The following is a 26,550-nucleotide window of genomic DNA, read 5'->3' on the forward strand; positions in this document are numbered from 1 at the left end:
GATTAGCTCTGAACTTCCAGGCGGTAGCCTAGCTTGAAAATGGTTTTGATCCGTTCTTCCCAGCCCAGCTTTTTACGTAGCTGCCGGATGTGAACATCCACGGTGCGGGTGTCGCCCTCAAAATCATAGCCCCACGCCAATTCCAGCAGCTTTTCCCTCGACAATGCAATATTCCGGTTACGAATTAATACCTCAAGCAGCTCGAATTCCCTAACGGTCAAATCAACCGGTGTCTGATCTACTAAAACTTGCCGTTCCAGGTAACGCACCTCAACTTTATCGCAAATGAAGCTGGAAGTGCCTTTTTCACCCCTGCGCAGGACTACATTGATTCTTGCCAGCAATTCAAGGATTTCAAAGGGTTTAATGATATAATCATCCGCGCCCAGCTCGAAGCCTTTAATGCGGTCAGCCAAAGAATTCTTGGCGGTGATCAAAATCACTGGAACCTGCAAATGTGCAATCCGCTGCATCACCTCAAAACCATCCAATTCCGGAAGCATAACATCCAGCAGAATCAAATCAGTCTTTTCACGCTCCAGAATTTCGAAAACCTCCGGTCCACGGTAAGCCTTGCTATATGTATGTCCAACCAGCTTGAGATTCATTGTAATTAAATCATTAATCGCTCGTTCATCTTCTACTACCAATATATTTGCCATTTGGTATTTCTCCTCCTAGTACCTTGCTCACTAAGTGCCACTTTCGTTATACACTATATACAACTAGAGGAAGGATTGTCCAGAAGGTTGATAGTTTCATCAGGCATTAATACCTAATAGGATAGAAAATTATGTGCTGAACTGTTACCTTAACAGTACAAACTTTTGTATTGGTCTTCCATCTATCATGCAAATATTTACAAATATAAATTGTTGAATTCGAATACATCTGAGAAACTCCAGTGTGAGGTATACGGGCCACCTCCAGCACCGCCAGCACCGCCAGCACATTCGGGCTGTCGTGACACACAGGAGTTAGCTTTGTACTCTAATGGTTTACTTGGCACAGAAAAGGTTAACATCATAGAGCGATATCCTCAGGTTGCTGGATTATACGAACGTCTGGATTTTAGAGCGTTTGCTTCGGAGGCCGGCAGCGAATTGATTGTACGTAAAAAGCTGCCCAAACTTCCCGGGCAGCCTCTCATATTCTTACGCGTACGTCTTCTGAGATCAAGCCGTTTGCGCCTCATGTTTGCGAGCTGTTACAGTGTCTTCTTTTTCCGTGGATCCGTTGTCCTGACGCTTAACTGCTTCCTCGTCTCGTACCCCATTCAATTCATGTTCGTTCTGATGAAATTCCTTGAGTATATTCTGGTAAATATGAGCCTCTTGAAGGTTTAGTCCGTCGCGATTTTCTTTCAAAACCCAGTTCTCGACCGTTTTCTTCAAGATTTCGCTCTTCCGTTCCAGCAGTTCCGTATAACTCAATTTACTTCATCCTTTCCGGTTCGTGGTTTCAAACGCCGGATGGACTTTGTTTACTTGTCATTTCGTGCGTTTAACATCACATCCGACGTAACGTTTACCATTATACAGAAAATCCTGGTTGAACCCAACGCGGACCAACCGTCCTCAGATAGGGTGAGCACTACTCAGAATGGAACGGGAGTCCTCAGCGGACCGTTTCGCAGAAATGCGGCCAGATACTCCGGTATGCTGACAGTTGTTTCTCCTTCATATAATCGTTTAACCAGATATCAAGCACGCGATTTTAACTTTAATCTTCCTCAAGAGCAACCGTAATCCCCATACGAAACCCAATCACTCTAACTTACTGCATACCGTTGTATATTTGTATATCCGGCCTTCTCCAGCGATAATACCCCCGGGCAGGCAGTTGATTAAAATGGAAAGTAAACCCAAAAATAGAAAAGGTAAAATATGACATATATAAATGTGTTAATAGTGAAAATACTAAAAGAAAAGAGGATATAAATATGGAAATAAATAGAATATAGGGTGATAGAATTTTTGGGAGATTTTACTGGGCTTATTTATTTTGATTGATTCTGCCGATTTCCTATTGTGCATTCTAATGATAATGTGGCACACTATGTATAGATAAAACCAAACGAGGCAAAGAATGCCCCGTCTCCTTTCCTTTTGGAATAGAGGCGGGGTTTTGTATGATTAAAAACATATTTCGTTGCAGAGCGAGGGGATAGGTAATGGGTTTCGAGAGGGAGCATAATGAATGGTTATGTAATCATCTTAAACAAAGGAAGGGAGAGCGGCTCGATGCACTTAAACGCGGTCATGGTTACGGAAATCGCTTGTTTGTCGAGCGGGTGTGGTGGCCTCTAGCCGGACATTTTCACGGATTACACCCAGAATATGAAGTTAAGGACTGGCGCGGCAGATCCTATTTTGTGGATATTTTGTGGGAGATTGGAGCGTCGCGTATTGCATTTGAGATCATGGACTATGGCTCACATGGAACGGATCGTAGCAAATACCGGATGGACTTGAACCGCGGGCTTTTTCTACAATCTCAAGACTGCACGGTGCTCTATATCTCGCTGGATGAGCTAAAAGAAAATCCATCCTTCATTCTCTCCGCGCTGCGGAACATTCTCTTTTCTTATTTGTTAGCAGAAAAGTCTGCGAAGACAACCGTTGAGAGAGCCTATTCCAGAATCGAGCGCGATCTGATGCGGGCAGCCATCCGGCACCATCGAGTCCTTCGCCCGGCTGATGCCGCGAGAGAACTGGAATTGCACACGATGACGATCATTAAATACTGCCGTCAGCTGGTGGATAAAGGAAAATTTCGCCCGGTGGCAAGAGGTTCATCTCAGCGGATCATTTACTATGAATATATTGGTACGCTACAAAGTCCAGATTTAGTTTGAAGATGAAGTCCGTCGTGAGAATGTGAATGAAAAATCGAATACAATGTGCCGTCGGTAACGTAAATGAGCAAATGTATGCGAAAAACCGAACACAATGTGCCGACGGTAGGTAAACGAGCCAAATGTATGCGAAAAAGTGAATACAATGTGCCGCCGTTACGTAAATGAGCCAAATGTATGCGAAAAATCGAATACAATGTGCCACCGGCAAGCTGAACGAGCCAAATGTATGCGAAAAAGTGAATACAATGTGCCACCGGTTACGTAAATGAGCCAAATGTATGCGAAAAACCGAACACAAAGTGCCAAAGGTAACATAAATGAGCCAAATGTATGCGGAAAATCGAATACAATGTGCCACCGGCAAGCTGAACGAGCCAAATGTATGCGAAAAACCGAATACAATGTGCCACCGCCAAGCTGAACGAGCCAAATGTATGCGAAAAATCGAATACAAAGTGCCGCCGGTAAGTTGAAGGAGGCATGTGTATGCGGAAAACCGAACACAATATGCCGACGGTAAGTAAACGAGCCAAATGTATGAGAAAAATCGAATATAGTGTGCCACCGGTAAGCTGAACGAGCCAATGTATGCGAAAAACCGAACACAATGTGCCGACGGTAGGTAAACGAGCCAAATGTATGCGAAAAAGTGAATACAATGTGCCGCCGGCAAGCTGAAGGAGGCATGTGTATGCGAAAAAGTGAATACAATGTGCCGCCGGCAAGCTGAAGGAGGCATGTGTATGCGAAAAACCGAACACAATGTGCCGACGGTAGGTAAACGAGCCAAATGTATGCGAAAAACCGAACACAATGTGTCGACGGTAGGTAAACGAGCCAAATGTATGCGAAAAATCGAATACAAAGTGCCGCCGGCAATTTGAACGAGCCAAATGTATGCGAAAAACCGAATACAATGTGCCACCGGAAGCTAAACGAGCCAAATATACACGAAAAACCGAAAACGATATTTTTCCATTCTGGTAAATCAGGCCTCTGATTTCCAGGGAATCACAAGAATCCGCGAACGGGTTCTTATTCTATTCTTCTCCTATCGCCACCGGATTCTCCTCATAAGAAATCCAATCACTCCAACTACCCGCATACAATTTCACATTCCTATACCCAGCTTTTCCGAGCGCGAGCACATTCGGGCAGGCACTTACACCTGAACCACAGTACACGATAATTTCTTGCTCAGGATCAATTCCCTCATAATGCTCTTTCAGCACCTCAGTTGATTTCCAGCGTCCTTGCTCATCCAGCACTTCTTTCCAGAACTTATTGATCGCCCCAGGAATATGACCTGCCTTCGGATCAATCGGTTCTTCCAGCCCTTCATAGCGACGGGACTCGCGGGAATCAATCAATAGTGCGCGACCGTCGTTAACTACATTTTGCACATCTTCCATGCTAGCAAGCATCTTCTTCTGAACATCTGCTTCATACTGGCTAGGAATCCTAACCGCTTGATGATCACTGACGGGGAAGGACGCTTTTTTCCAAGCAGAGTAGCCTTCATCCATTACAAACACACGTTCATGTCCCAAATATTTAAGCATCCACCACAGACGGGAAGCGTAGGCACCACCTTGATCATCATAAGCAACGACAATACTATCTCTGTTAATGCCAACCTTGCTAAGAACGGTGGTTAGCTTCGAGATTTCTGGTAGGGGGTGGCGCCCCCCGTGTGAGCTTACTGGAGCGGAGAGTTGTTCTTCCATCTATAGACTTATTAGACAAAATAGAAAACTTAGTGAAGCTATAACAAGAATTGAGAACATTCTGCGTTATGCAATTGATTGCTGAATAATTGCAGCTCTGTTGTTTGCTGCTTGTTGGCATGTTGTTTGCTAATAAGTCACCAGAAGATGATTCAAATAGACAATAAATTTGATTCAAAACTGGTAATTCACAATGTGTTCATATTCGGAAAAGTAAATTCAACAATATAAAAATGCATAAAAATGCATAATGATAAATAAATTAAAATTTAATCCAATCATTCTTATAGTCGCAGGGAGGGAGTGTGGGAAACTTCGTAACTTTATAAATGAGTGAATAATACTATGAATACCGGCCCAATTAAAGCATGTTTGATGAGAAACATTTGCTACTTGCTCCAATTGCGGAAGGAAACTTGAGCTTGCTATCATGAATGGATTATGTATAATGAGTATATTGATAAACTTTAAGGGGGCTCAGTATTTGGCGCAAGACCCAAGCACATCTGCTAGTAAACTATTATGAGTAGTGTAACTGGTGGTTAATTTCATAATAAGCTCGTAGTCTGTGATGACTACTTTATAGGGCTGCGCCACAGATGTCTCTCTGTTAAAAGGGGATGTCTGTTGGGGCAGCCTTTTTTGTGCCCCGTAATCAGATGGAAGGAGAGTCGGGATTCAAGTGTCCCATATGTTTTTCAAGAAACATTATAACTTTAATTTATCGGGAGGAACTTCAATTGTTGATAAATAATGTGATAGTGCAGCAACCTCTGAATCAAATTGGCCTAATAACAATTAGTCAAGCTTGTAAAGTCTTTAATGTATCAAAGGCTGTTCTAGAAGATTGGATAACGGTATCTTGGTTCCCTGTGGTGCAAGTCTGTGGAGTGAAATCGAATATATACGATTATAAATCACAGAATTGGCGTGTTGATATAAACCAGGCAAGTAATTGGGTTGATGCTCGAGTTCAGAATGTTGTTAATGGAATCAAACTTTTTATCGGCTATCCAGAGGAGCCTAGCCAGAAGTCACAAATCATCATTGATCAGGCCGAACCGGAATTCCTTCTGAACTATTTATATCCAAATATGCCCGTGCAGGTCAAAACAGCAGTAGAAAAAGCGGAATTCGAAGACTTGCGGCGCGGCTTTCTCAAAGGTCACAACAGAGGTCGATGGTTCGAAGCCGCTGGAGGAATACTAGGTTATAACGCTCTGGAAACACTTAAACACGAAGGCGACAAGCTGAATTCGCTGGTTGGGCTGGAAGCACGCTTATACGGGCTTTACCTCCGTAGTATAAAGCACGCACAAAACAAGCGACACCCTGACTTCAAGAACTACGTTTCAGGACTTCTCGGTGCAGGGACATTTGATCATTGGAATAATGATGTGAAAAAAAGTACAGTGTGTAAATATGGTAATAGTCTCGTCGGAGGATTAGTAAAAGGATCTAGTTATTGGAATTCTCAGAAGTAGAGCAGAAGTCACTTAGTCTGACTTAAAAAAAATTGTGCCGTATCTCTTGTTGAACACTCCATCCATGAGATAAGATTCCTTATCAATAATAGAATTTTATCTCATTGGAGGAATGCGCTATGCTCGTATATGGAGTGAATAGAATTGCGAAAGTACTAGGATGCAGCCCAATTACAGTTCGGAGAATAATAAGTAAACATCCTGAGTTTCCTTTCAATTGGCTTAGTGATATCGGAACTTATGAGTTTCATACTAATTCGTGCCAAGAATGGTGGGACACTCACCGCAACGCTGTGATGAAGGAGCAAACTCCTACAAACTCTTTTCAGCAAAGTAAGTTTGCACAGAAGCTTGGTGTTAGCAGTCGTCTAGTAGCAGTATGGAGACAGCGAGGGTTACCAGCGGAGAAGTTAGCTGATGGATCAGTATGGATTAATAGAAAAAATGCCAAACAATGGTTTCTTGAACAGAAAGATAAAAGAACTCAAAAACATGCACATAAGCTATAAAGTGCTTCTGCAAGCGAGCATAGTTGGGCTATAGAATCATTTAATGTTATGTAAACTTGACAAGCTAAGGGGTTATGTTGGGTAATGCTGTCATCAAGAAGAAAGGAGCACTCACTCAATGATTACACCCACCCCACGGCAAACACGCTTGATGTTAGACCTATTCGCGCATAGACGGAGTGCGTACGCTATGAAAAAGGAAAATCATCCTGGTCAGAAAGGGTGGGAACCCGTCAAGGATGCAGGCTTCAATCGGCCTTTTGGAGAAGGACAAGTGCGTACACATCTGGAAGGTATTCAACGTTTGGGTATCTATCCTTTGGAACCTCATCCCCAAAATACCTGTATCTTCGTTTCGGCTGATTTCGATGAGCACTCCGAAGCGTTTGAACATGCTTGGAGACTGAACAAACACCTACAGGCAGAAGGGATCTACTCGCTAGTAGAACGAAGCTTTTCCGGAGTCGGGTTCCATGTGTGGGTGTTTTTCGATCAACCTGTCGAAGGATATGCGGCAAGAACGCTCATGCTTAATGCTCTAATTGAAGCGAAAATACCAATTTACGGAAAGTTTGAGAAAGGTAATGACATTGGTAAATCGCTGGATAGGCTCTTTCCGACTCAAGATCATACAAAGGGGTACGGAAATCTAATTGGGCTTCCCCTTCAAGGGAAGGCCATGCTTAACGGAAATTGTGTCTTTGTTGATGGTGACGAGAAGCCATATCCCGATCAATGGGCCAAGCTTGAGGAAGCCTATGCTAATCGCGTCCCTGTCGATCATCCAAAGCTTAAAGAAAAGAGGCATCTAACAGCACCTCCGGTTCAGCGTATAGAAACGGTAAGTAGGGCAGATGAAGTACGCTGGTTAGAACTCGGACGTTTGGAAGGGCAATTGAAACGAATGCAGGATTGTGAAGCAATTAAGGCTAGTCTTAACGATCCTAATCAGTTCAGCAATACTGTATGGACAAGCATTCTAACCAATATTGCCGTTTTTGGCGAAGCTGGAAGAGAACTGGCCCATACTGTCAGTAGAAACTATGATCGTAGCTTACTAGATAGTGCTTCTCAGAATGTATACTCGGAGCAGGATACAGAACGGGCATTTTACAACAAGCTTAATTACTTGCAGCAATCGGGAGAACCACCCTCCTGTAGATTCCTGGAGGAGAATGGTTGGAGTTGTCCAAAGAGGGAGGCAAAGACTTGCGCTCTTAACTTCATTGCCTTGTATGGTGCTCCTCCAAGCTACAGTTACTATAGTTCAAGAATTTCACTCACGGCCGAAGACCGAGAGCAATTGTATAGATGGGAACAGAATGGCGGGTATAAATCATACCTAGAACACTTTTCTGATTCGACGGATTTTGGTGTGTACAAGGGGGAAGCGATTCGAGGTGTCAAAGCAAAAGAATACTGGATATTGAAACATCTGCTTGGAGACACTCGACTCTACGCTAAGTATCCGACCTGGAATAAGCAAGTTAGGTCATTCTGGTTTGAGTGGCCCACTGAGAATGATGCCGATCTCTTCGAAGAACAAATCCTCAAAATGGCGATTCCGTTTGAGCGGAAAGACGGGGCGTTTTGGCTTCTAAAAATGGGGCAAGAATTCAACTCTGAGGTTGGGAAAGAACTCATCAGGAAGATAGCAATAGAAGCTGGCATCACACTGGGACAGCATTGGGACGATCCGCTTGTTCTCAGGGAACCATACCGGGTTGCACCATACTTTGGAAAGTGGAAGGAGTATTGTTACTAATGATAGATAAAAATCCACTGGAAGAGTTATTATTGGAAATTGAAGAAAAGCGGCCTGATTTGAAACAACTAGACGATATTCCTGAGAAGCCAGGGCTATTTGAGAAAACCAATGGGTACTATATTCTCAAGTTTAACAAAGAAGGAAAACTATACGAGGAGCCCCTTAGCAACTTCCTTTTCCGGAATGTGAGGAAAATCAAAGTGGGAGCTAAAGAGGAGGCTCTGCTGGTTGATATTAGTGAAGACAATCAGCTACGAACCAATATTATCATAACCGGTGAAATGCAGGCTGATAAAAAGAAGTTATTGATTACCTTGAAGAATAACTTGAGTACTGTTTTGCTTACTTGTCATAGCTATGCTGACTTTGAGCAACTCATGGTGCATGTAGCAAAGCAGGCCAGGATAACAGTGGATCAAGCTGACTATGTTGGATTGTTCTATCACAACTCCAGCAAAAAATATTATTTTACCGTTTTGGATGAGGACGAGCAAATCCTTTATCTCAAGCCATCGACAATGGAAGTATTGGATGGAAAACTGGTACAAGTTATAGGGAAAAAGCACTTAGATAGTCAGGTAAGAATTAGGAATGAATATATTGGAAATCCTTGGCATGATACGGTGAAAAACATGCTCGAAAGTTTGCCGGAATTGTTCACGGGCAAAAAGGCCTTAGTGCCATTAGCCTGGTATTTGGCGGCACTGCTGAGCGATTGGCTGATGGAGGAATATGTCACTAACTTGCCAATTCTCTATCTTTATGGGGAGAAAGGTGCTGGGAAATCAACATGCTTAAAAATTTTATCAACCTACTTTGGAAATGCAAAGACGAAAGAATTGGCAATGAACTCTACTAAACAACCTATTAGAGATGCGATGGCTTGCACAAACGCTTTTCCCATAAATACCACAGAAAGTCCTAATAAGAAAGACGGAGACGATATTTCCAATATGTTAAAGATGCTGTTTGATCGATCCGATTATAAAAGAGGGCATTTGGCGGGAAACGAAACCTACAAACTTCAGGCACCATGGGCAATGGCTGCCAATAAGCGGATCAGTAACGAAGCCGTTCAGGATCGAATGATTCAACTGGAGTTTAAGCCTTCAGAGCAAAGCGGCAACAAAGAACTAATAATGGACGTTCTTGGTAACAAGAAAGAGAACGGTAGGTTTATTGCCGGATATCTACAGTATTTAATCGAGCAGCAAGAACGCTGGACTGAGTGGCATGAAACAGCCAAGACCTATACAAAAATGGCTCCTACCCCCCGAGAAGCTGAAATCTTGCACTCGCTTGCTATGGGGTTTGTTATGATGAAAGATCTTCAAATGCTGGTTGGTATGGAGCCTTACACAGACGAGACGTTCCGAGAGATGATGGAACTTGTCAGCAGCCAGAGAAGAAAAAACCAAGTTCAACCAATATATATTGAATTTCTCCAGTTTGTCCAAACTTATCACGTTGATCCTTCTTATCAGCTGAAGAAGATGTTTGATTGGAGTGAGAAACTAGGTTTCAAATTCCACCAAGCATGGTGGATGGATAAGTTTAAAGAATATACGAGGAATGAAACAATCGACTTTGATAAAGATGTCATTTTGAGTGGCCTGCGAGATTTAAAATCCATACAAGTAGGTAAGGGAGTATCATTGCACGGCACCGACAGTAAATGTGTCATTATAAACGCAGCGAAGCTGGAAGAAGAGACGAATGGATTGATAGCGGCAAGCGAATGGTCAAAGCAAAAATATGAAATGCTTAGTATGAGTGCTGGCGAAGAGCTCGAACAAGAAGATTAAAGTACGCCTTTTGAGAGGAAGCAGATCGCTTCCTCTTTTGTTTGGTTCACTACTTCCAAAAGATCCTACTTGAAGAGGTAGAGTTCTCGTAGTCCTAGACTACGACTCACAGAACAACGCCCGACCTCACCCCGACCTGCTCAGGTAGGGTACCCACAAACGTAGAGAAGGGTGACGAGGAAACAACCCGACCTAAAAGAAAAAAATAATATTTAAAAAGAAAAACAAAAAATCCAAAATGAAAACAAATTCCAAAAAACTGTGGGGTGGTGTGCCGTTTTAGGTCTGGTTGTTTCCTGATCGCCCCTCTCCAGGGTTACGGGTACCCTACCTGAGCAGGTTGGGGCGAGGTGGAGTCTGTTGGTTCACTTGTTCACAAGCTCCTTCCGAAACGCTTCTTAACCCGTTTGAGATCAGGTAGGGTTGGTGTCGTCACTCAGTACTCCTCCCACAGTAACACCGTTGTCACGCTTCGGTCCCTTTCTGTAACAACAAACACTGCCTTCTCCCAAATTCCAGAGTATGTGCTGATGATTCGTTCTCCATGGCTGATTGCCCACTGGTTGAGTTTCCAATCCACCTCGCTTACATTTCCGTAGTTTCCGCTTACATGGCAGTTTAGTACAAAAAGAACACCGAACTGTGAGATCAGTTCCATGGCTCCAGGTGTGACCACAATCTCACCCAACTCAAACAACTCTTTCCCCACTGCTATTCCTCCTTGAATTGCTAACGTTAGCAGATCCTACCACACATAAATTCAAGCGCGCAATCCCTGTGTTTACACGAATCTATGTCTCCTGGAGTTCTATAATTTCAAGGTGGAGGGTCAAAGCCACTTCAGGCAAGGGGCTCGTTGACAGCTTTCAGATCAAAGTTGATTCCAACGTTTAGTGAAAAGTGTTCAGCGGCTCAAGGGCTTCCGATTCCTTCTCTACGATTCTTGTACATTCAGAATATTTCTCCGGCAAGTTGGATAGTTCTTTGGTGCTTGGATCAGTGGAGAGCTTTGGGAAAAAGCAAAGAAGCTGATGACCATTCGGCCGCAGCTGGTAACATAGTGGAAAGCTTCACTTAAGGATTGCGCTGTGACTGATGTTGCTTCTGTTTTGTTAGCTGGAACACAGAAGCTAGGAGCGTAACGTAGTACTATACTTGTAGGACGAAGAAGGGTGCCATTCACGATCGTTAGTAGAGGCTTCTTCATCATTCGCCAACAGTTTTAGTGCAGATAAATTGGTAATCGTTATATATTTATTTCGTATGGAGATGATTTGTGCTACTTGCAATTCCTGCAAACCTATCGTTTCGGATTCGCGGCTTACACCAATCATGTGTGCCATGTGCTGGTGTGTAGTCTTCCAGTTGAGTAGGAATCCTTCGTGTACCTCTACTCCAAAGTTGGAGTGCAGATCTAGGAGTAAGTTGGCGATCCTAATCTTGCTGGAAAGAAAGGCTAAATATTCCATCTTCCTATCTGCTTGGTCCAGTCTTTCGCTTACGACGTAGAAAAGCTTGCGTAGAATTTGTGGATACAGGTTCATTAGATCTTCTAGATCAGCTTTGCGGATTGCCCATAGAACTGTCTTCTCAAGGGTTGCTACAGAAGCTAAGCGTGAGTTGCAGCTATGGACTGTTTCGAGCTCGCCAATCGTCTCACCGGGAAATTGATGGCCCAGAATGAGTTCTTTTCCTTCTACCTCACGGAAGATCTTTAGCGAACCAGACTTTATTACATACATATCCAAACCTGGATCTCCCTGCAGGAAAAGAACTTTATCCTTAGGGTAGAAACGTTCAGAGAATTTCGATAATACATATTCTGAATCGGTCACATTTATATCTTTAAATAGAGGTGCGTCTAAAACGGACTGAAACACAGAGTTCACTTCTTCCTAATGATGATTTTGGTCAATTGTTCTAAACATAATATCGGTATTACTCCAGAGAAAATAAAATTAGTGAAATACATAAGCTAAAGTTGTACGAGTATTATCTTGTTCAATAAATATTGATAACGTTATAATGTCGTAGAATTTAGAAGGGGGAATGTTTTATGGACAAGAAGTACAAGAAACTTCTGGTAGGGTTTTCTTTGACAGCAGCAATCATTTCGGCTCCTACTACAATATTTGCAACAGCCTTCAAGGATGTGGGAGGGAGTCATTGGGCTTACTCAGCAGTTGAGTGGGGTGCAGGAAATAAGATCACCTCTGGTTATGGAGATGGATCATTCAAGCCAAACAATGTCGTAACTGAGGAAGAGTTTATAAGTATGTTGATCCGGACGTACGAAGGTGAACAAAAAGCGGCATCTGGCGAACGTTGGTCGGACCCGTTCTACAAGATCGCCAAGGCAAACAACTACCCAGTTGGTTCGAACCGGAACGCTAAGATCACTCGTGGAGCTGTAGCTGAAATCATCGCCGGTACTCAAGGTAAGAACTTTACTGGAGACAACGCGATCAAGTACATGCTGGTGAATGGTTTGGCCGGAGGTAAAACTTCCAACACAGTGGACGGCTACAAGGGTAAAGATACCCTTACTCGTGCTGAGGCACTGGTATTCATCAAAAACGTTCTAGACAAGACAGGTAACACTGACTTGCAAACTAGACCGACTACTCCAAGTGACACCGTTGAATTGGGAGAAGACAAAGTCCCTCTCGGTGGTATTGAAGTAGTAGATGGCTATAACGCTTCCCTAGAAGCTGTTGCAAAGAAACTTAACGCCGCCGTCAGCGGTTTGGGTTTCTCGGCTGGTTATAATACTGGTCAAAAAGCAGCCTTCATTCAAACATCCTCTGGTAGTGTGATCATGTCTTATAGCGACACTACTACTGGTGGCAGCACACAGGTTGTTTCGATGAGCGCAATGCTCGACGCTAAGACCGATACAGTTAGACCTGATCGTCTTAAAGCAGTTCTTGCAGCAATGGGTGCTATGGGTCTCCCAAATGGATCTGATGTCAAGGCAGCTATCACTAAGGGTCTTGAAGATGCAAGCACCACAATCAAGTCGGGTGGTGTCACTCTTGAGATTCTAGCTGTCAGCTACGGAAGAGTTGTAATTTACGTTGACTAACGTCCCTAAATCCATCCACACAACCTAGAGCCTCAGCTCCTTCAAAAGGACTGAGGTTTCTTCGTGTTTATTAAGAGTCATCAAATTGATATCGCTCCGGACAAACGGAAAATATCTTCTCTTGGCCTGGAAAGCTCTGGGTTATTACAATATTCCTTGGGGCATAAAAGACCAAGGGAGGCCAGCCCTTTGGCTCCCGATTCAAATCAGACGCCCCTACCCATTGGAGGAGTAGAGGCGCTGTGTCTCTGAATAATCTTTAATTTGTAAAGCACAGCTAACACCGCCCTTGACGAGTCCTATGGAAATTCTAGGATACCAGTTTAAAAACGCCAAGCTGGCGGTGCTTGCCGACCTCGCTTATTTTTGAGAATTGGCGATATATACCTCTTTCATATTATCTTTATAAGTCATGAGAATACGCAGACTTTTAAAGCTGCCATCGTACTCAAAAGCTTGGTAAGTATCAAGCTTCTCCCCTGGCTTAAGAATGAAGTCCCACAGGGCCTCTTTACTATTGAACTTGCCAAGTGTAGCCATCGGGATTACTGGCTCGAATTGTTTTCCTTCATCCAGTACCAACTTCCATTTCTTGTTTGTGTCTCTAGCGTAGATACCCATGGTGCTTTTACTGTTGTTGACGATAGAGATCTTAGTCCAGATGAAATATTTGGCGTTAGGATAATAATCCACTGTGGCTGGATACTTATACTTTTTCATAAGAGCTTGTGCATCTGCTGACTTGATATCATAAATCATCATCTTGTGAATCGTGTAAGAAAGACCATTTACTGTTGTGGTTAGTGGGAACGTCACTTCTTTTTCCAAACCATATTTACTAAGATTATCCGTCATAACTACCGGTGCCTTAGTAGTTGTAGGCGCAGCTGCTGCAGTTGCAACCTTTCCTTCTTGCAAAGATCCCGATTCTAAGAGTAGACCTACTAAACTAACCGCCAATGATGTTCTAAGAATTTTCTTTAACATGAACTAATCTCCCTTAAATAATATATGTACTGTCTTGAACTATTTTCAAATTACTTTTAGTTTATCCTAAATAGGTAATAATTTCTGTGTTCCACTATACAAAATCAATCGATATTAATTGTATACTTTGACTCTAGTTTAGTTTGAAAGAATATGATTATTAGATGAAGTAATCTATTTCAAAGAAAGACATGATGGTCTTGAATAATTTCTCTTTCTTTAAGTGTGAATCTAAGGTGGTTTAGAGTAGGTTTTGGTATTAATGCTCTAACAGGACTAAACGGATTTAAAGTGATAGGTGAGAATAAGATTATCCAACATGATATACACAGTAGCGAAAGTAGGAGAGTTTATCACGATTCTAGGTTATTGGAAGCACGCTGGAACTTTGCTAATTTGAAGGGGAATGTCGAGATGATACGATTACCATAATAAAGTGTAGTCAATAAATATTTTTATGATCAATTGAAGTAAGCTGGTTAGCGAATGCGTGGATACTCACATCTACGAAGCTTATTATTATGAGTGTTTGCTCTTACAAAGATATCTGAGCAGTTGTTTTGTGTTCAATTATGGAGTGTTAAGGGGATGTCTTTGGAATGGGGATTCCTTGGCATAGTTTACTCCATGGACTGTTTGAAGTTGGTGTAGACATGGATATAAAGTGTTGTTGGAGAAGTTATTAGAGTTTCGGAGCAGATTTGAGTTTTGTTGATAGGCTATTGGCGGTTGTTTGTGTTTGTTGTGAGATGAAGACTTGAGAGGGATTAGAGATTTAGAAAGGTTGGGGATCGGTGAGTAAAGGTTGAATTTGAAGAGGGTGGTAAGTGCTGTTGAGGGAGTGGAGAGTAGGGGGATAGATTAGTTGTTGGATATAGTTTGGTTATTGTTTGTGTGGATTGTTTAGGATAGGTGTAGGTGTAGGGAACTAGTTAGAAACGTTCCGGCTAATGCCGGAAGTAACCCGTGGGAACTACGTAGTAGGAGGTATCATCCCCTTCATAAAGGAGTCTCTCATACTAATTGTTGAGTTGCCAATAACCCTGTTACGATTAGCATATCTTTAACAGCTGGATTATTTCGATTGTTAAAGGTTGTAGGAAGAACCAATCAAGCATCAATAAGCAAGACAATTGGAACGCGTCTGTTCGCTTTTAAGTGGACGGGCGTTTTTTTACGGCAAAAATATGAAAGTCAGGAGGGTATGCGATGAGAGGTTGTGTAAGTAAGCGCGGAAATAAGTGGTGTTACGTAGTTGAATATGGTCGCCATCCAGAAACGGGAAAAAGAAGACAAAAGAGCAAGAGTGGCTTTGAGACAATGGTTGAAGCAGAGAAAGCTTTGACGAAGGCTTTGCATGAGTTGAATACGGATACTTTCATAGAGCCGACGAAGGATGATGTCGCAACTTTCTTTACATCTTGGTTAGCGCAGAAACAAATGAATGTTCGTCCTGGTACGTACAAGACCTATCGTTGGTTGGTGAACTACCACATCATTCCTCAACTAGGGCAATATAAAATGGTTAACTTAGCACCGCAACATTTGGTTAGCATGTATGATCGATTACAAAATGGTGAAAGAAAGCTTTCCCCGCAAACAATTAATCACGTGCATAAGGTACTGCATGATGCTTTAAAGACGGCGGTGCAGTGGGGGCAGTTAACGAGAAATGTTTCAGATTTGGTAAAACCTCCGAAGGTCCCTAAAGCTGAGACGAAGGTATGGACAGAGGATGAGTTAGTGAAATTCTTAGAATTTACTAAAGATAGCCGCTACTACATTATCTTTTTACTAGCAGCGACTACTGGCATGCGGCGTGGAGAAGTACTTGGGGTGAAATGGGATGACATTGATTTTAAGACAAATAAGCTTACTGTTAGAAGGTCATACACTCGCGGTGTTGTTGGACACATCTTTCAAGAACCAAAGACAAGAGCAGGTATTCGGTCAATCGTTCTTACACAACAAACTATAAATGCTCTTAAGAAACATCAGCTCCTTTTGGAAGGGGATGTTAAGACATCTGAAAAGAAGGGCACGGAATACAACAATCACGGATTAGTAGTACAGACGAAGAACGGCTTTCCGGTTAATCCTTACTTCCTAGAATCTCGCTGGTTAGAGTTATTGAGGAAATCTGGATTGCCAAAGATCAGGTTTCACGACCTTAGGCACACACATGCGTCGATCCTCCTTAAAATGGGGATACATCCTAAAGTTGTTAGTGAACGTTTGGGTCACTCAAGTATTACTATCACGATGGATCGCTATTCACATCTATTTCCGACGTTGCAGCAAGAGGCTGTTGAGAAACTAGATGATCTTTTAAAGAGTGCAGCTAAACCTTCCTTTCAAGATCAGCTATGCCCCATTGTCACCTCGCACAACACAGTAGAAATACTTCACTAAACTAGTGGCAGTCACTGGGTGCTCTTAAACCCAGATGACTGTCACTGTTTGTTATTAAGGTAACAACGTTTCGAACCCGCCGACAAGGGGCGGCTTAATGGGGTTTGTTACATTGCGACTCAGGGGACGTGATGATAACCCAAGGACAAGCAATAACAAAAGAACAAGAGGCTTGGAACAGACAAAGAGGGTGACGGAGTGACAAAGGATGAGCTAAGAACTGTAGATACGGAGGATTGGGTGCTGTCACCGGGGTGACTATGGGTAGCAAGAGGTGACAGCGAAGTGACAATGAAATAAAATATAAATAATATTTTATCTTAAAGCAAGATCCTCAAGCTTTGCTTGCTAAGCTAGGCTTGCTCCAGGCCCTTCCAGGGTGGTGGAGTATTAATTTTTATTTCTTTTAGTCTTTAAGATTTGTCTGGATATTCCTTTAATATATTTATCGAAAACTTGGTAGGCTGACGGTAATAAGTCATCATCTCCTAACTTATCTTGGATCACTTAGTGTTCCGAACTAGGAAAACTCATTCGGAAATCTTAAAATTGCTCCAGTAGAATGTTCTGCTTATTTCTGTCTTTTACATCGTTTTCGAGTAACGTCAGAATTGTATCCAACTTTACATCAATATCGTCATTATAAATTTCTAAATTACTTAAAAGATACTCAGCTTTTTTAGCGGTTTCTGAGTTGAAGTATCCTTTTTCGATCATGGATTTTATCCGTTCAATGGTATTGCTTACTGTTTTAACTTGTTCTACTGGCATAGCGACGATAGTATGTGAATTTGAGAGATCGTCTTGTATTATCTCGCTTACGTTAGGTTTAAACTTGGAGAAGAAGTCTTTAGGCGAAACTAAAACAAATGAATGACCATTAGAAGATTCATAAAATTCCTCAATAAGTTCTCTTCTGGCGCAGATTACATTATCATCAGGGTCTTTAATTGTCCAGTCAGGCTTTTTATCAGCAGTAATAAAAATAACATCTGCTTTAATTGTCAAAATATTTGCCCATATAATATAGTCTCCAGAATTGTTTTCTTCCTTATTAGAATCTTTATAGCCAGGAGGAATTTTATTCTTAAAACGCTCTTGGGCGGCCTTTTCCAAGTCAGCATTTGACAATATTTCAGTGGGTTCATAATATGATTTTGACAGTATGCCTTCAAGCTTTTCTAGGATAGGATCTTGTTGATAAAGTCCAATTAGGTTCATTTTAAGAGATTTCAGACCTGCTTTATATTTATTTAAGGCTTCTATGTAGTCCTTCTCAAGTTGCAAAATCTCATCATAATTTTCTGTAACATATAATGCAGGGATTGTTTGATCAAGTTTCTTTTGAGGTTGTAATGATTGCGATATTTGTTGAAGATACCTGACCATTTCAATAATTCTACCAGGTCTGTTCTTAGCGAACTCAGTTACTACCTGATTAGGAATTAGCAACCGCCCTGCTTCCGCAAGCTGATTTAAAGCATCTAGCACTTCGTTTACAGTAACTTCCTTCCATTGATATGCGGCTAATAGAACATTAGTATCAATTACTACGCATGCAGAATTTATTAATTCTTCAAGTGACTTCGGTTGAAAAATTGCTTTTTTCCATGACCCCATCAGCTCACCGCTTTACTTGAATTTTTGTGAAATAAGTAACTTAAGTATAACGCATTGGTTGAATTATATATGGAATATTTTATAAACCAACATAAAGATTAAAGATTTGTCTCTGGAGCTTGAAAAGTATCCGACACGATTATCGGCTCGAATGGTATGAAAAAAGAGACTACAATACCTATTTTTAGCAGTCTTTATTCATGATGTAATACTATTAGCTAGATAAGTTCGAATCGAATATGTTACTTGAGCATTATTCATACCGAAAATTTTTATAATATCTATTAAACATTTTCCACTAGTCTGTTTAAGGGATTGGATTAATTTGGAACGAACTAGCATTTGTGCTGATACAACTCCGCCATTCTTGAATTTATCGCAGTTCCCTGCTCGTTTAAAAATTCTAAAAGTATCATTGATGGAATCATTATCTAATGGCTCATTGTTGAAAAGAAATAAGTTATCATATTTAGAGTTCAATTTTGCTCTATGATCGAGATAGTGGGTTATCTTTGACTTTGTAATATTATCTAGTGTGATCCATTCTGCCATAAGTTCATCGGAACCTTTATAAAGATTCCGCACTCGAAAATAATTGTGTGATACGTCTAAGTCTCCAAGCTTTAACTCCATCAGTTCTTGTTGTTCAAACCCCGTTAAGGCGAGTGACCAAATAGCTGGGCCTACGATAGAAATTTCATCATCTGGGCGACCTGGATCATTGAGGAATCTATAATGAATATTATTACTAAGTATAAACTGAATTTCAGTATCAGATAAGATTTCAAAATCATTAGTTGGTCCCATCGGCTTCTTTAATTCAATTATCCTATCTTTTATAATGAGGAGTTCTTGCTTATTGATTTCTTCCTCTCTCAGTAAAAAATCTGCGAATGCACTTAGAACGGCACTGGCTATACTGCCTGATTTAGAGTTATAGTAAGCTTCAATATTTGAGGTTTTGAAGAACTGATGCGCATCAAAAGGAGAACTAATGGAGTCTGCTATATCTAAAAAGCGTCTGATGTATCTCAAATAGTTAGATATAGAGGATTGAGCCATTTCTTTTTCAGAGTTCAGATACTCTTCGAAATCAAATAACCAATTTTGTTTCAATTACTAATCCTCCTAACGTATGAATTTTTAAGTAACAATATTGTCCTTGGATTCAATCTACCAATAAGTTCTATTAAATGCAATTAGAACAAAGCATACATTATTTCAATTTTGCAATTCTAAGCATTCAACACTAGTTTATTTCAGTTGCTATCAAGTCGATGCTTTAGGTGCTTTGCAACTACTTTCTCCGCATTCCTGTTTGCAGATTGTTTGCAAAATAACCCAAAAAGGACTGAACTGGGATCTTCCTCATCACACAGTCCAGTCCACAAAACTACTTATCCAAATCCCTCGCGGTTGCTATTCTTCTCCTATCGCCACCGGATTCTCCTCATAAGAAATCCAATCACTCCAACTACCCGCATACAATTTCACATTCCTATACCCAGCTTTTCCGAGCGCGAGCACATTCGGGCAAGCACTTACACCTGAACCACAGTACACGATAATCTCTTGCTCAGGATCAATTCCCTCATAATGCTCTTTCAGCACCTCAGTTGATTTCCAGCGTCCTTGCTCATCCAGTACTTCTTTCCAGAACTTATTGATCGCCCCAGGAATATGACCTGCCTTCGGATCAATCGGTTCTTCCAGCCCTTCATAGCGACGGGACTCGCGGGAATCAATCAATAGTGCGCCACCGTCGTTAACTACATTTTGCACATCTTCCATGCTAGCAAGCATCTTCTTCTGAACATCTGCTTCATACTGGCTAGGAATCCTAACCGCTTGATGATCACTGACGGGGAAGGATGCTTTTTTCCAAGCAGAGTAGCCTTCATCCATTACAAACACACGTTCATGTCCCAAATATTTAAGCATCCACCACAGACGGGAAGCGTAGGCACCACCTTGATCATCATAAGCAACGACAATACTATCTCTGTTAATACCAACCTTGCTAAGAGCGGTGGTTAGCTTCGAGATTTCAGGTAGGGGGTGGCGCCCCCCGTGTGAGCTTACTGGAGCGGAGAGTTGTTCTTCTAGATGAATATAGATTGCGCCGGGAATATGATCTTCCGTATAGGCTTTACGCCCAGCTTCCGGATCCGTAAGTAAAAAACGGCAATCGACTATAACCAGTTCAGGTTCGTATAACCGAGCAAGCAGCCATCGGGTAGAAACGATTGGTTCCAAAAAGATACCTTCTTTCTATTAATATGTATGGAGTCATTATAGCGGAAAATAAATGAGGACGCACCTTAAGCTTATAGCTTAAACTGCGTCCTCAAGTAATTAGATCAAACGGTATCCTGAAGGCAAGCTACCAGTGCGCTGTATGGCGCGAACCTGCGCCGGAGTCAGCCGCTGATTGCTTGAAATGAGCGATTCGACATCTCCTCTACGGAGAAAGTCATCCAGTTCGCGAATGCTGCGGTTACCACGCAGAATTACGAAATTGTCACGGAAGCGAGAACGATCGAACAACACAAGCGTAGCGTTCGGATTCGTGGAGAAAAAGCGTAAGCTTTCTATTCCAGTAAGGACTGCATCAATATCTGCAATGCCTAGGTTGCCGCGATAGGTTCTGCGGAGCCCACGAAAGTTCTCCTCACTATATACTCTTAATCTGGGATAGAGTACGGACGCTGCTTTTATGGTTACCATATTTCATCTCTCCTTGTTGGATTGATTTAGCAGGTAAATTTACTAACTATTTAACCTCAGAAGATAAGTTGGGAAAAAGGAGTAACCTGGGCTCTTTCTCCAGATTGCTCCTTTCTAGTTGAATGGAAATGTTAGATCAAGCGATATCCCGCAGGCAAAGTACCGCTGCTGCGGATATTGCGAATCTGTTCAAGAGTTAATCTTTGATTAGTTGAAATAATGGATTCCACATCATTACCGGAAATGAAGTCGTCCAAATCACGGATGCTGCGGTTACCACGGAGTACGCGGAAGTTCCCTCTAAACCTAGTTCTTGTGAACAGTACCAGTGTTGCATTGCTGCTGGTAGAGAAGAAACGAAGACTCTCAATACCATCGAGGATGTTGTCCGTATTACGAATGCCCAGGTTGCCAGTATAGATTCTACTGTTACCCCTAAAGTTTTCTTCATCGTAAACAGTTAAGCGTGGATAAGTCTGTGATACATGAGCTTCTTTTTTCATTTGTCATTCCTCCTTTGTAATCTAATCTATGTTCATTTCAATTTTTGGTTTGGCAGATAGTCTAATAGAAAGCCCTTATTTTGCGTAATCCATAATTTCGGGCTTTACATCAACAATATATTAGTGTACTATTCAACTATAACACCGACACATTAAAACAAACTCATCAATAATACAAAAGATGGCAGGGAGGATTACCATGAAGCAGGGAAGTGATGAACGCATGCAGGATTCAATCGTGCTGCAGATGAATGGGGTAAGCAAGATCATTAAAGGGAAATCCATTGTGGATAAGCTGACATTTGATATCCGTAAGGGAGAAATTGTTGGGCTATTGGGACCCAATGGTGCAGGGAAGACAACAACGATTCGGATGATGACGGGTCTTATACGGATGAGTGAAGGCGATGTGATCGTTCAAGGTCACAGTGTTAAGAGTGATTTTAATAAAGCTATTGGACATATTGGAGCGATTATTGAAAATCCAGAGTTCTATTCGTATATGACAGGGCTTGATAATCTAAAGCAATACCAGAGAATGACAGATAATATTGAGGCTGGAAGAATTGATGAGGTTGTGGAATTGGTAGGACTTCAGGAAGCGATGAATAAGAAAGTGAAGGCCTATTCGCTTGGTATGCGTCAACGTCTTGGGATTGCTCAGGCGTTACTGAACCGACCAAAGTTATTGATTCTAGATGAACCTACGAACGGTCTTGACCCAGCAGGCATACGAGAAATGCGTGATTATATGCGTAGGATTGCTGAGGTTGAAGGGATTTCTATTCTAATATCCAGCCACTTACTGACTGAAATTGAACAAATTTGTCACCGGGCCATCGTGATTCAGAACGGCAAATTAGTGACCGTTACAGCGATTGGTGGGGAGCAGGAGACAGCTGCAGATGTGAAACTAACCATTCGTGTAGGCTCAGTAGAATCAGCAATTAACATCTTGGAAGGTTTAGAATACGCAGAGCTATTGTCTATGGATAGTGCTCGTTCTGAGGTGACAATAAATCTGCATGACAGTAAAGTGCCAGAACTAGTGTCGACTTTTAGTAATAAAGGGGTAGGTATTTACCGGATTGCAGAGAATAAACAAAGCTTAGAGGAAGATTTCTTGAAATGGACAGGAGGAAACCGAATTGCGTAGCTTTAATAATTTGGTTGTTAATGAATGGCTCAAGCTCTCGAAGAAACGTACGTTTTTTGTACCTTACCTGATATTAATTCTAATATCCATGCTATTAGGTTATATTGTTCATTCTGCCTCACCTGATATGTTTGGATCAGCTTATGACTTTTCAGCAATGATGCTGCTTTCACAAGGGATTGGGCAAGTGATTACCATTCTCGCAATCATCGGAACAGCGGGTATTGTCTCAAAAGAATATAGTCAGGGCACCATCAAATTCCTTCTAATCCGTGCGAGAAGTCGTACAGCAATACTTGCGTCCAAATATGCTGTTGTGTTGATTTACGCGTTCTCAGTGGCAGTTGTCGGCATGTTGGCGGTTTTTTCATCAGGAGCTTTATGGTTTGGCTTGAGTGGTGGTGAGGCAGGTATTCGTGAGATGTTAACCAGTATAATGTATAACTCAGTTAGTACAGTTGTATATACAACACTTGCTTTTATGATCGGGATTTTGACAACATCTACGGGTGTTACAATTGGTGCTACAATGTTTATGCTGATGATAGACAAATTGGTTATTTTTCGTGAATTTTATAAATATGTATTATTCCCCAACCTAAATTTAGCTGCTTATGAAGGTGGAGGAGCACCTATACCTGGAATGACGCTGACCTTTTCCATAGTAATGCTAGTTTTATACACAGCTGTCTTTCTACTCATAGGCTTCTCCGTCTTTAGACGAAGGGATGTTGCTTAATCATGACAATCGAATTCGATAACAACCTGCCGATTTATATTCAGATCATGAATTATATCAAAGGAGAAATCGTTACAGGTAAGTTAAAACCAGGAGATAAAATTCTCTCGGTACGAGAGCTTGCCAATGAACTGCAGATTAATCCGAATACAGTACAAAGAACCTTTCAGGAACTGGAGCGTGAAGAAATCGTGGAGACCCGGCGTGGAATGGGAAGATACGTCACTAGTAATGAAGGAACTATTTTGACCATCAAAAAAGAAATGGCAAAGGATGTACTAGATCGTTTCATTCGTGGCATGCAGGACCTTGGTTTTCAAGGTGAAGATATTTTAGCGGCAGTAGCAGAGAGTATCCGAAACAAGGATGGAGAATAGGGGGATAAGCAAGTTGGAAAATATACTTGAGATTCATGACGTTACAAAAAAATATAGATCCAAGCACGCCCTCCGCGGAGTATCCTTTAATCTGAGTGCGGGTAAAATCACGGGACTGCTGGGCAGTAACGGCAGCGGTAAAAGTACACTTATGAAAATCATAGCCGGGCTGACACAGCCTACTTCCGGTCGTGTATCCATTATTGGAGGGGCTGTAGGCATAGATAGTAAAGCAGTAGTGTCATTTATGCCCGATAAGCCGCTTACAGAATCCTGGATGAATGTTAAGGATGCTCTAAAGTTCCAAAGTGATTTCTATCCGGATTTTGATCAGACTAAGGCTTCTCGAATGTTGGAGTTTATGAAGCTAAGAGCTCAAGATAAGGTGAAGGATTTGTCCAAAGGGATGAATGAACGTCTACAGCTTACACTTGCTTTATCACGCCGAGCTAGCCTGTATTTACTGGATGAGCCAATCGGTGGTGTTGATCCAGTAGCTAGAACTAAAATTCTTAACGCGTTAGTAGAGTTTTATGAAGAGGACAGCACCATTCTCCTTTCTACTCATTTAGTATCGGATATCGAGCGGATCTTTGATGATGTGATTTTTATAAAAGAGGGAGAAATTGTGATGCATACGGCGGTAGAAGATATCCGGATGCGCCAAGGTAAAAGCATAGACGAACTGTTCAGAGAGGTGTACGCAGAATGCTAAAGCTAGTGAAGTATGATTTTAGACGAGATAGAGATAAGTTTCTTGCTGTTTTTGTTATCACCATTCTTGTGCAGTTTGTGATAGGATTTACTGTTCGTTCAGATCAAGAGATGTTCATGATGAACGTCACTTCCTATGCCGTAGCAGGTGTAGTGCTTCTCTTTTTTAGTCTGCGCACCTTCGGTCAGAACCTGAGATTATTCAATCGTAGGCTTGTGCCAGTACCAGTCCTGTACACCGTTCTCTCACCGATAATGCTGTTCTTAGGTTCGTTACTCTGTTTATTTCTAGTTGCTTATATTCATTTAGCAGTTGATATTATGATGTTTTCAACTTCGTTTTTACCGGAAAAATTTTGGCTGATTTCCGCCTATACAGTGCTAATAGTCTTTTGGGCTTCCGCCTACTCTATGTTACTCGTGATGTTCTCCATGACCGTTGCAATGAGTGTGAGAGTGAAAGGAAGAGTATGGATTGGGATAGCTGTTTTTTTTGTAATACAGTATTTAATTTCTTTAATAGAAACATCGATGTTCGATCATAAAAATATCACTTTGGAAAGAGCTTTTCGATTTGAAGTGACGGATGAGGCTACTAAATTAAATAATATTGAGACCTCTCAGTATGTTCTTGGTTTACTTCCTACCCTGTTCGAAGCTGTGATTATTGTGATTCTAGTATTTGCTATTGTTCAACTCGTTAAGAAAAGAGTGGAGTCATAGGTACACGGTGAAATAACGTTTTTTAGAACGGAGGCAGAGCGATTAGCTTTGTCTTCGTTTTTATGCAAAAAAAAGACGCCTTTCCATGAGAAGGGCATCTGTTATGTAGAATTCTACAGGCCCTCTACATTTAGAGAGGCTGTCCATATATCGAGTTCTCTATGTAGCTGTTCTTCTTCGTCCTCGTTCAATTTAAGTTTAACTCCATATTGGTATTGGCCGAGTCCGAACATCCAGCCCCAACGGACGCTGCCCACGAGTTGAAGCTTTTCTTCGTTTAATTGAAGATGAATCACTAGCTTTGTATCGCCCGCCGTGAATCGAAGATTCAGGGGGGTGCGCACTTTGCAGCCAGATCGGCTAAGATCGAGCAACACAGCTTCTGTTAGCTTTCCGGCACCCGGACCGCTACTACTTATTGGAACTTCAATCCAGCATTCAAGCGGCTGGTTCATTACATAGCGAAATGGTTCTTTCCTGCTGGACACATCCATAATTTCCCTCCATATCGTTTATTTGCAATTATATCGAAAGAGATTGTTGAGAACAATCTACTAAAGTGCTATTTTTAATAAGAATAAATTTATTTAATCCTAATGAAGGTGATGAGACTTAACATGTACCAATACCTTAATGAAACGTTCCAAAAACACAATTTTGACCAAGGAAGTCTACAGGACGGGGAACTAAATAACTGTACATTTGAGCAGTGTTCCTTCAAGGGAAGCTCTATGGAAGAGATGACTTCCATCGGCTGCCGATTTATAGATTGCGATTTTACTGGAGCCATGCTCAATGCATCACACCATAAAGGCTCGGCTTTTACTAACTGTAAGTTCACGGGTGCGAATCTGTTCGTATCTAAATTTGAAGATTGTAAAATGGTAGGCTCTGATTTCTCAAATGCTTATTTGGACGGGATCACACTTATCGGCGGGGACTGGTCCTACACGAACCTGAGACATACCAATCTTAGCAGACAGGATCTGCGCGGGATTCGATTTACTGAGGCCGATCTAATGGGTTGTAATTTGCAAAAAAGTGATCTTCGAGGGGCTGATCTGAGCCGTGTACAGCTGTCTCAATGCAAGCTTAAGGGGGCTGACCTACGGGATGCTATTGTTGAAGGAATTGATTTGAAAAGTTTGGATCTGCAAGGTGTTCGTATGGATATAGATCAGGCTGTACTGTTAGCACGCTCTTTTGGGGCTAAGGTAGGGAACTAGGAATAGGGGCATCAGCTGCTAATGTTGTAGCGGTTGATGCCCCTTTAGATTGTTATCAAGAAATACATATGCACATTGTATGAAACTTCTTATGTATATTTGCTTGCTTAACGGTTAACGCAGTCTTT

At 41.7% G+C, this 26,550-nt stretch carries 27 protein-coding genes; 14 read left to right on the plus strand and 13 right to left on the minus strand.

The genetic code is table 11. The annotated features are described in order from the left end of the window. Positions 1 to 2 precede the first annotated feature (2 nt). The 3 genes from NYE25_RS03075 to NYE25_RS03085 form a co-directional block, all read right to left on the minus strand. Positions 3 to 662, minus strand: a complete 660-nt coding sequence (locus NYE25_RS03075; protein WP_341145079.1) for a response regulator transcription factor — start codon at positions 660 to 662, stop codon at positions 3 to 5. A 197-nt stretch (positions 663 to 859) separates the two neighbouring features. Continuing rightward, positions 860 to 1,027, minus strand: coding sequence for a hypothetical protein (locus NYE25_RS03080; RefSeq protein WP_341145080.1), 168 nt, complete (start codon positions 1,025 to 1,027; stop codon positions 860 to 862). Positions 1,028 to 1,175: 148 nt separating this feature from the next. Further along, positions 1,176 to 1,433, minus strand: coding sequence for a hypothetical protein (locus NYE25_RS03085; RefSeq protein ID WP_042187657.1), 258 nt, complete (start codon positions 1,431 to 1,433; stop codon positions 1,176 to 1,178). A 740-nt stretch (positions 1,434 to 2,173) separates the two neighbouring features. On the opposite strand from NYE25_RS03085, the gene NYE25_RS03090 reads away from it, so the two are divergent. Together NYE25_RS03090 and NYE25_RS03095 are read left to right on the plus strand one after the other, a co-directional pair. Beyond that, positions 2,174 to 2,857 carry a hypothetical protein gene (locus NYE25_RS03090; protein ID WP_339270858.1) on the plus strand — a complete coding sequence of 228 codons (684 nt, stop codon included), beginning with the start codon at positions 2,174 to 2,176 and terminating at the stop codon, positions 2,855 to 2,857. Positions 2,858 to 3,603: 746 nt separating this feature from the next. Next, positions 3,604 to 3,744 carry a hypothetical protein gene (locus tag NYE25_RS03095; RefSeq protein WP_341145081.1) on the plus strand — a complete coding sequence of 47 codons (141 nt, stop codon included), beginning with the start codon at positions 3,604 to 3,606 and terminating at the stop codon, positions 3,742 to 3,744. Positions 3,745 to 3,900: 156 nt separating this feature from the next. Here the strand turns inward: NYE25_RS03095 and NYE25_RS03100 are convergent, their stop codons facing one another. Continuing rightward, positions 3,901 to 4,587: a sulfurtransferase gene (locus NYE25_RS03100; RefSeq protein ID WP_341145082.1), complete on the minus strand. Its 687-nt coding sequence runs from the start codon at positions 4,585 to 4,587 to the stop codon at positions 3,901 to 3,903. 740 nt (positions 4,588 to 5,327) lie between these two features. Here NYE25_RS03100 and NYE25_RS03105 point away from each other — a divergent pair. The 4 genes from NYE25_RS03105 (at position 5,328) to NYE25_RS03120 (ending at position 10,153) form a co-directional block, all read left to right on the plus strand. Then, a complete protein-coding gene (locus tag NYE25_RS03105; protein ID WP_341145083.1) occupies positions 5,328 to 6,071 on the plus strand; it encodes a hypothetical protein in 744 nt (247 codons plus the stop codon). Between the two features lie 119 nt (positions 6,072 to 6,190). Then, the gene (locus tag NYE25_RS03110; protein WP_341145084.1) at positions 6,191 to 6,580 is read left to right on the plus strand and encodes a hypothetical protein; all 390 of its coding nucleotides are present in this window, start codon (positions 6,191 to 6,193) and stop codon (positions 6,578 to 6,580) included. A gap of 151 nt (positions 6,581 to 6,731) precedes the next feature. Continuing rightward, positions 6,732 to 8,345 (plus strand): TOTE conflict system archaeo-eukaryotic primase domain-containing protein, encoded by a 1,614-nt coding sequence (locus tag NYE25_RS03115; protein WP_445667167.1) that lies wholly within the window; start codon positions 6,732 to 6,734, stop codon positions 8,343 to 8,345. Further along, a complete protein-coding gene (locus NYE25_RS03120) occupies positions 8,345 to 10,153 on the plus strand; it encodes a hypothetical protein (RefSeq protein ID WP_341145086.1) in 1,809 nt (602 codons plus the stop codon). The genes NYE25_RS03115 and NYE25_RS03120 overlap by 1 nt, the downstream gene beginning before the upstream one ends. 436 nt (positions 10,154 to 10,589) lie before the next feature. Here NYE25_RS03120 and NYE25_RS03125 read toward each other — a convergent pair whose 3' ends face one another. Continuing rightward, the gene (locus tag NYE25_RS03125; RefSeq protein WP_339803280.1) at positions 10,590 to 10,862 is read right to left on the minus strand and encodes a hypothetical protein; all 273 of its coding nucleotides are present in this window, start codon (positions 10,860 to 10,862) and stop codon (positions 10,590 to 10,592) included. Between the two features lie 421 nt (positions 10,863 to 11,283). Further along, positions 11,284 to 12,033 carry a Crp/Fnr family transcriptional regulator gene (locus NYE25_RS03130; RefSeq protein ID WP_341145087.1) on the minus strand — a complete coding sequence of 250 codons (750 nt, stop codon included), beginning with the start codon at positions 12,031 to 12,033 and terminating at the stop codon, positions 11,284 to 11,286. A 176-nt stretch (positions 12,034 to 12,209) separates the two neighbouring features. On the opposite strand from NYE25_RS03130, the gene NYE25_RS03135 reads away from it, so the two are divergent. Then, positions 12,210 to 13,238, plus strand: a complete 1,029-nt coding sequence (locus tag NYE25_RS03135; RefSeq protein ID WP_341145088.1) for an S-layer homology domain-containing protein — start codon at positions 12,210 to 12,212, stop codon at positions 13,236 to 13,238. 360 nt (positions 13,239 to 13,598) lie between these two features. Here the strand turns inward: NYE25_RS03135 and NYE25_RS03140 are convergent, their stop codons facing one another. Beyond that, entirely contained in the window at positions 13,599 to 14,225 is a 627-nt protein-coding gene (locus NYE25_RS03140) for a hypothetical protein (protein WP_341145089.1), read from the minus strand. Positions 14,226 to 15,434: 1,209 nt separating this feature from the next. Between NYE25_RS03140 and NYE25_RS03145 the strand changes: the two genes are divergently transcribed. Next, positions 15,435 to 16,637, plus strand: a complete 1,203-nt coding sequence (locus NYE25_RS03145; RefSeq protein WP_341145090.1) for a site-specific integrase — start codon at positions 15,435 to 15,437, stop codon at positions 16,635 to 16,637. A 543-nt stretch (positions 16,638 to 17,180) separates the two neighbouring features. On the opposite strand, the gene NYE25_RS03150 is transcribed toward NYE25_RS03145, so the two are convergent. From NYE25_RS03150 to NYE25_RS03170, 5 genes are all read right to left on the minus strand, one after another. Beyond that, positions 17,181 to 18,257, minus strand: coding sequence for a PIN-like domain-containing protein (locus NYE25_RS03150; RefSeq protein WP_341145091.1), 1,077 nt, complete (start codon positions 18,255 to 18,257; stop codon positions 17,181 to 17,183). A gap of 198 nt (positions 18,258 to 18,455) precedes the next feature. Next, complete coding sequence (locus NYE25_RS03155) at positions 18,456 to 19,373, minus strand: hypothetical protein (protein WP_341145092.1); 918 nt, start codon at positions 19,371 to 19,373, stop codon at positions 18,456 to 18,458. A 303-nt stretch (positions 19,374 to 19,676) separates the two neighbouring features. Further along, complete coding sequence (locus NYE25_RS03160) at positions 19,677 to 20,513, minus strand: sulfurtransferase (protein ID WP_341145093.1); 837 nt, start codon at positions 20,511 to 20,513, stop codon at positions 19,677 to 19,679. Positions 20,514 to 20,612: 99 nt separating this feature from the next. Next, positions 20,613 to 20,984, minus strand: coding sequence for a hypothetical protein (locus tag NYE25_RS03165; protein WP_341054356.1), 372 nt, complete (start codon positions 20,982 to 20,984; stop codon positions 20,613 to 20,615). A 131-nt stretch (positions 20,985 to 21,115) separates the two neighbouring features. Next, positions 21,116 to 21,487 carry a hypothetical protein gene (locus tag NYE25_RS03170; RefSeq protein WP_341145094.1) on the minus strand — a complete coding sequence of 124 codons (372 nt, stop codon included), beginning with the start codon at positions 21,485 to 21,487 and terminating at the stop codon, positions 21,116 to 21,118. Between the two features lie 199 nt (positions 21,488 to 21,686). Here NYE25_RS03170 and NYE25_RS03175 point away from each other — a divergent pair, with 199 nt between their 5' ends. From NYE25_RS03175 to NYE25_RS03195, 5 genes are read left to right on the plus strand one after another with little or no spacing between them, the layout of a single operon-like run. Further along, on the plus strand, positions 21,687 to 22,643 hold the full coding sequence (locus NYE25_RS03175) for an ABC transporter ATP-binding protein (protein WP_341145095.1): 957 nt from the start codon (positions 21,687 to 21,689) through the stop codon (positions 22,641 to 22,643). Continuing rightward, on the plus strand, positions 22,636 to 23,382 hold the full coding sequence (locus NYE25_RS03180) for an ABC transporter permease (RefSeq protein ID WP_341145096.1): 747 nt from the start codon (positions 22,636 to 22,638) through the stop codon (positions 23,380 to 23,382). Before NYE25_RS03175 ends, NYE25_RS03180 begins: the two co-directional genes overlap by 8 nt. A 2-nt stretch (positions 23,383 to 23,384) precedes the next feature. Next, on the plus strand, positions 23,385 to 23,759 hold the full coding sequence (locus tag NYE25_RS03185) for a GntR family transcriptional regulator (RefSeq protein WP_042187671.1): 375 nt from the start codon (positions 23,385 to 23,387) through the stop codon (positions 23,757 to 23,759). Between the two features lie 13 nt (positions 23,760 to 23,772). Beyond that, a complete protein-coding gene (locus NYE25_RS03190) occupies positions 23,773 to 24,474 on the plus strand; it encodes an ABC transporter ATP-binding protein (protein ID WP_339270882.1) in 702 nt (233 codons plus the stop codon). Next, a complete protein-coding gene (locus NYE25_RS03195; RefSeq protein WP_341145097.1) occupies positions 24,468 to 25,196 on the plus strand; it encodes a hypothetical protein in 729 nt (242 codons plus the stop codon). The genes NYE25_RS03190 and NYE25_RS03195 overlap by 7 nt, the downstream gene beginning before the upstream one ends. Positions 25,197 to 25,309: 113 nt before the next feature. On the opposite strand, the gene NYE25_RS03200 is transcribed toward NYE25_RS03195, so the two are convergent. Further along, positions 25,310 to 25,690 carry a PilZ domain-containing protein gene (locus NYE25_RS03200; protein ID WP_042187677.1) on the minus strand — a complete coding sequence of 127 codons (381 nt, stop codon included), beginning with the start codon at positions 25,688 to 25,690 and terminating at the stop codon, positions 25,310 to 25,312. Between the two features lie 123 nt (positions 25,691 to 25,813). Between NYE25_RS03200 and NYE25_RS03205 the strand changes: the two genes are divergently transcribed. Beyond that, positions 25,814 to 26,422: a pentapeptide repeat-containing protein gene (locus NYE25_RS03205; RefSeq protein WP_076298872.1), complete on the plus strand. Its 609-nt coding sequence runs from the start codon at positions 25,814 to 25,816 to the stop codon at positions 26,420 to 26,422. Positions 26,423 to 26,550 lie beyond the last annotated feature (128 nt).

Source organism: Paenibacillus sp. FSL E2-8871 (assembly GCF_038000345.1).
GTDB lineage: Bacteria > Bacillota > Bacilli > Paenibacillales > Paenibacillaceae > Paenibacillus_AQ.

Excerpts from the sequence above, each read along its gene's own strand:
- NYE25_RS03075 (WP_341145079.1), bottom strand. The coding sequence starts at position 662 with ATGGCAAATATATTGGTAGTAGAAGATGAACGAGCGATTAATGATTTA.
- NYE25_RS03080 (WP_341145080.1), bottom strand. The coding sequence starts at position 1,027 with ATGATGTTAACCTTTTCTGTGCCAAGTAAACCATTAGAGTACAAAGCT.
- NYE25_RS03090 (WP_339270858.1), top strand. The coding sequence starts at position 2,174 with ATGGGTTTCGAGAGGGAGCATAATGAATGGTTATGTAATCATCTTAAA.
- NYE25_RS03095 (WP_341145081.1), top strand. The coding sequence starts at position 3,604 with ATGCGAAAAACCGAACACAATGTGCCGACGGTAGGTAAACGAGCCAAA.
- NYE25_RS03100 (WP_341145082.1), bottom strand. The coding sequence starts at position 4,587 with ATGGAAGAACAACTCTCCGCTCCAGTAAGCTCACACGGGGGGCGCCAC.
- NYE25_RS03110 (WP_341145084.1), top strand. The coding sequence starts at position 6,191 with ATGCTCGTATATGGAGTGAATAGAATTGCGAAAGTACTAGGATGCAGC.
- NYE25_RS03115 (WP_445667167.1), top strand. The coding sequence starts at position 6,732 with ATGTTAGACCTATTCGCGCATAGACGGAGTGCGTACGCTATGAAAAAG.
- NYE25_RS03120 (WP_341145086.1), top strand. The coding sequence starts at position 8,345 with ATGATAGATAAAAATCCACTGGAAGAGTTATTATTGGAAATTGAAGAA.
- NYE25_RS03135 (WP_341145088.1), top strand. The coding sequence starts at position 12,210 with ATGGACAAGAAGTACAAGAAACTTCTGGTAGGGTTTTCTTTGACAGCA.
- NYE25_RS03140 (WP_341145089.1), bottom strand. The coding sequence starts at position 14,225 with ATGTTAAAGAAAATTCTTAGAACATCATTGGCGGTTAGTTTAGTAGGT.
- NYE25_RS03145 (WP_341145090.1), top strand. The coding sequence starts at position 15,435 with ATGAGAGGTTGTGTAAGTAAGCGCGGAAATAAGTGGTGTTACGTAGTT.
- NYE25_RS03150 (WP_341145091.1), bottom strand. The coding sequence starts at position 18,257 with ATGGGGTCATGGAAAAAAGCAATTTTTCAACCGAAGTCACTTGAAGAA.
- NYE25_RS03165 (WP_341054356.1), bottom strand. The coding sequence starts at position 20,984 with ATGGTAACCATAAAAGCAGCGTCCGTACTCTATCCCAGATTAAGAGTA.
- NYE25_RS03170 (WP_341145094.1), bottom strand. The coding sequence starts at position 21,487 with ATGAAAAAAGAAGCTCATGTATCACAGACTTATCCACGCTTAACTGTT.
- NYE25_RS03175 (WP_341145095.1), top strand. The coding sequence starts at position 21,687 with ATGAAGCAGGGAAGTGATGAACGCATGCAGGATTCAATCGTGCTGCAG.
- NYE25_RS03185 (WP_042187671.1), top strand. The coding sequence starts at position 23,385 with ATGACAATCGAATTCGATAACAACCTGCCGATTTATATTCAGATCATG.
- NYE25_RS03195 (WP_341145097.1), top strand. The coding sequence starts at position 24,468 with ATGCTAAAGCTAGTGAAGTATGATTTTAGACGAGATAGAGATAAGTTT.
- NYE25_RS03200 (WP_042187677.1), bottom strand. The coding sequence starts at position 25,690 with ATGGATGTGTCCAGCAGGAAAGAACCATTTCGCTATGTAATGAACCAG.
- NYE25_RS03205 (WP_076298872.1), top strand. The coding sequence starts at position 25,814 with ATGTACCAATACCTTAATGAAACGTTCCAAAAACACAATTTTGACCAA.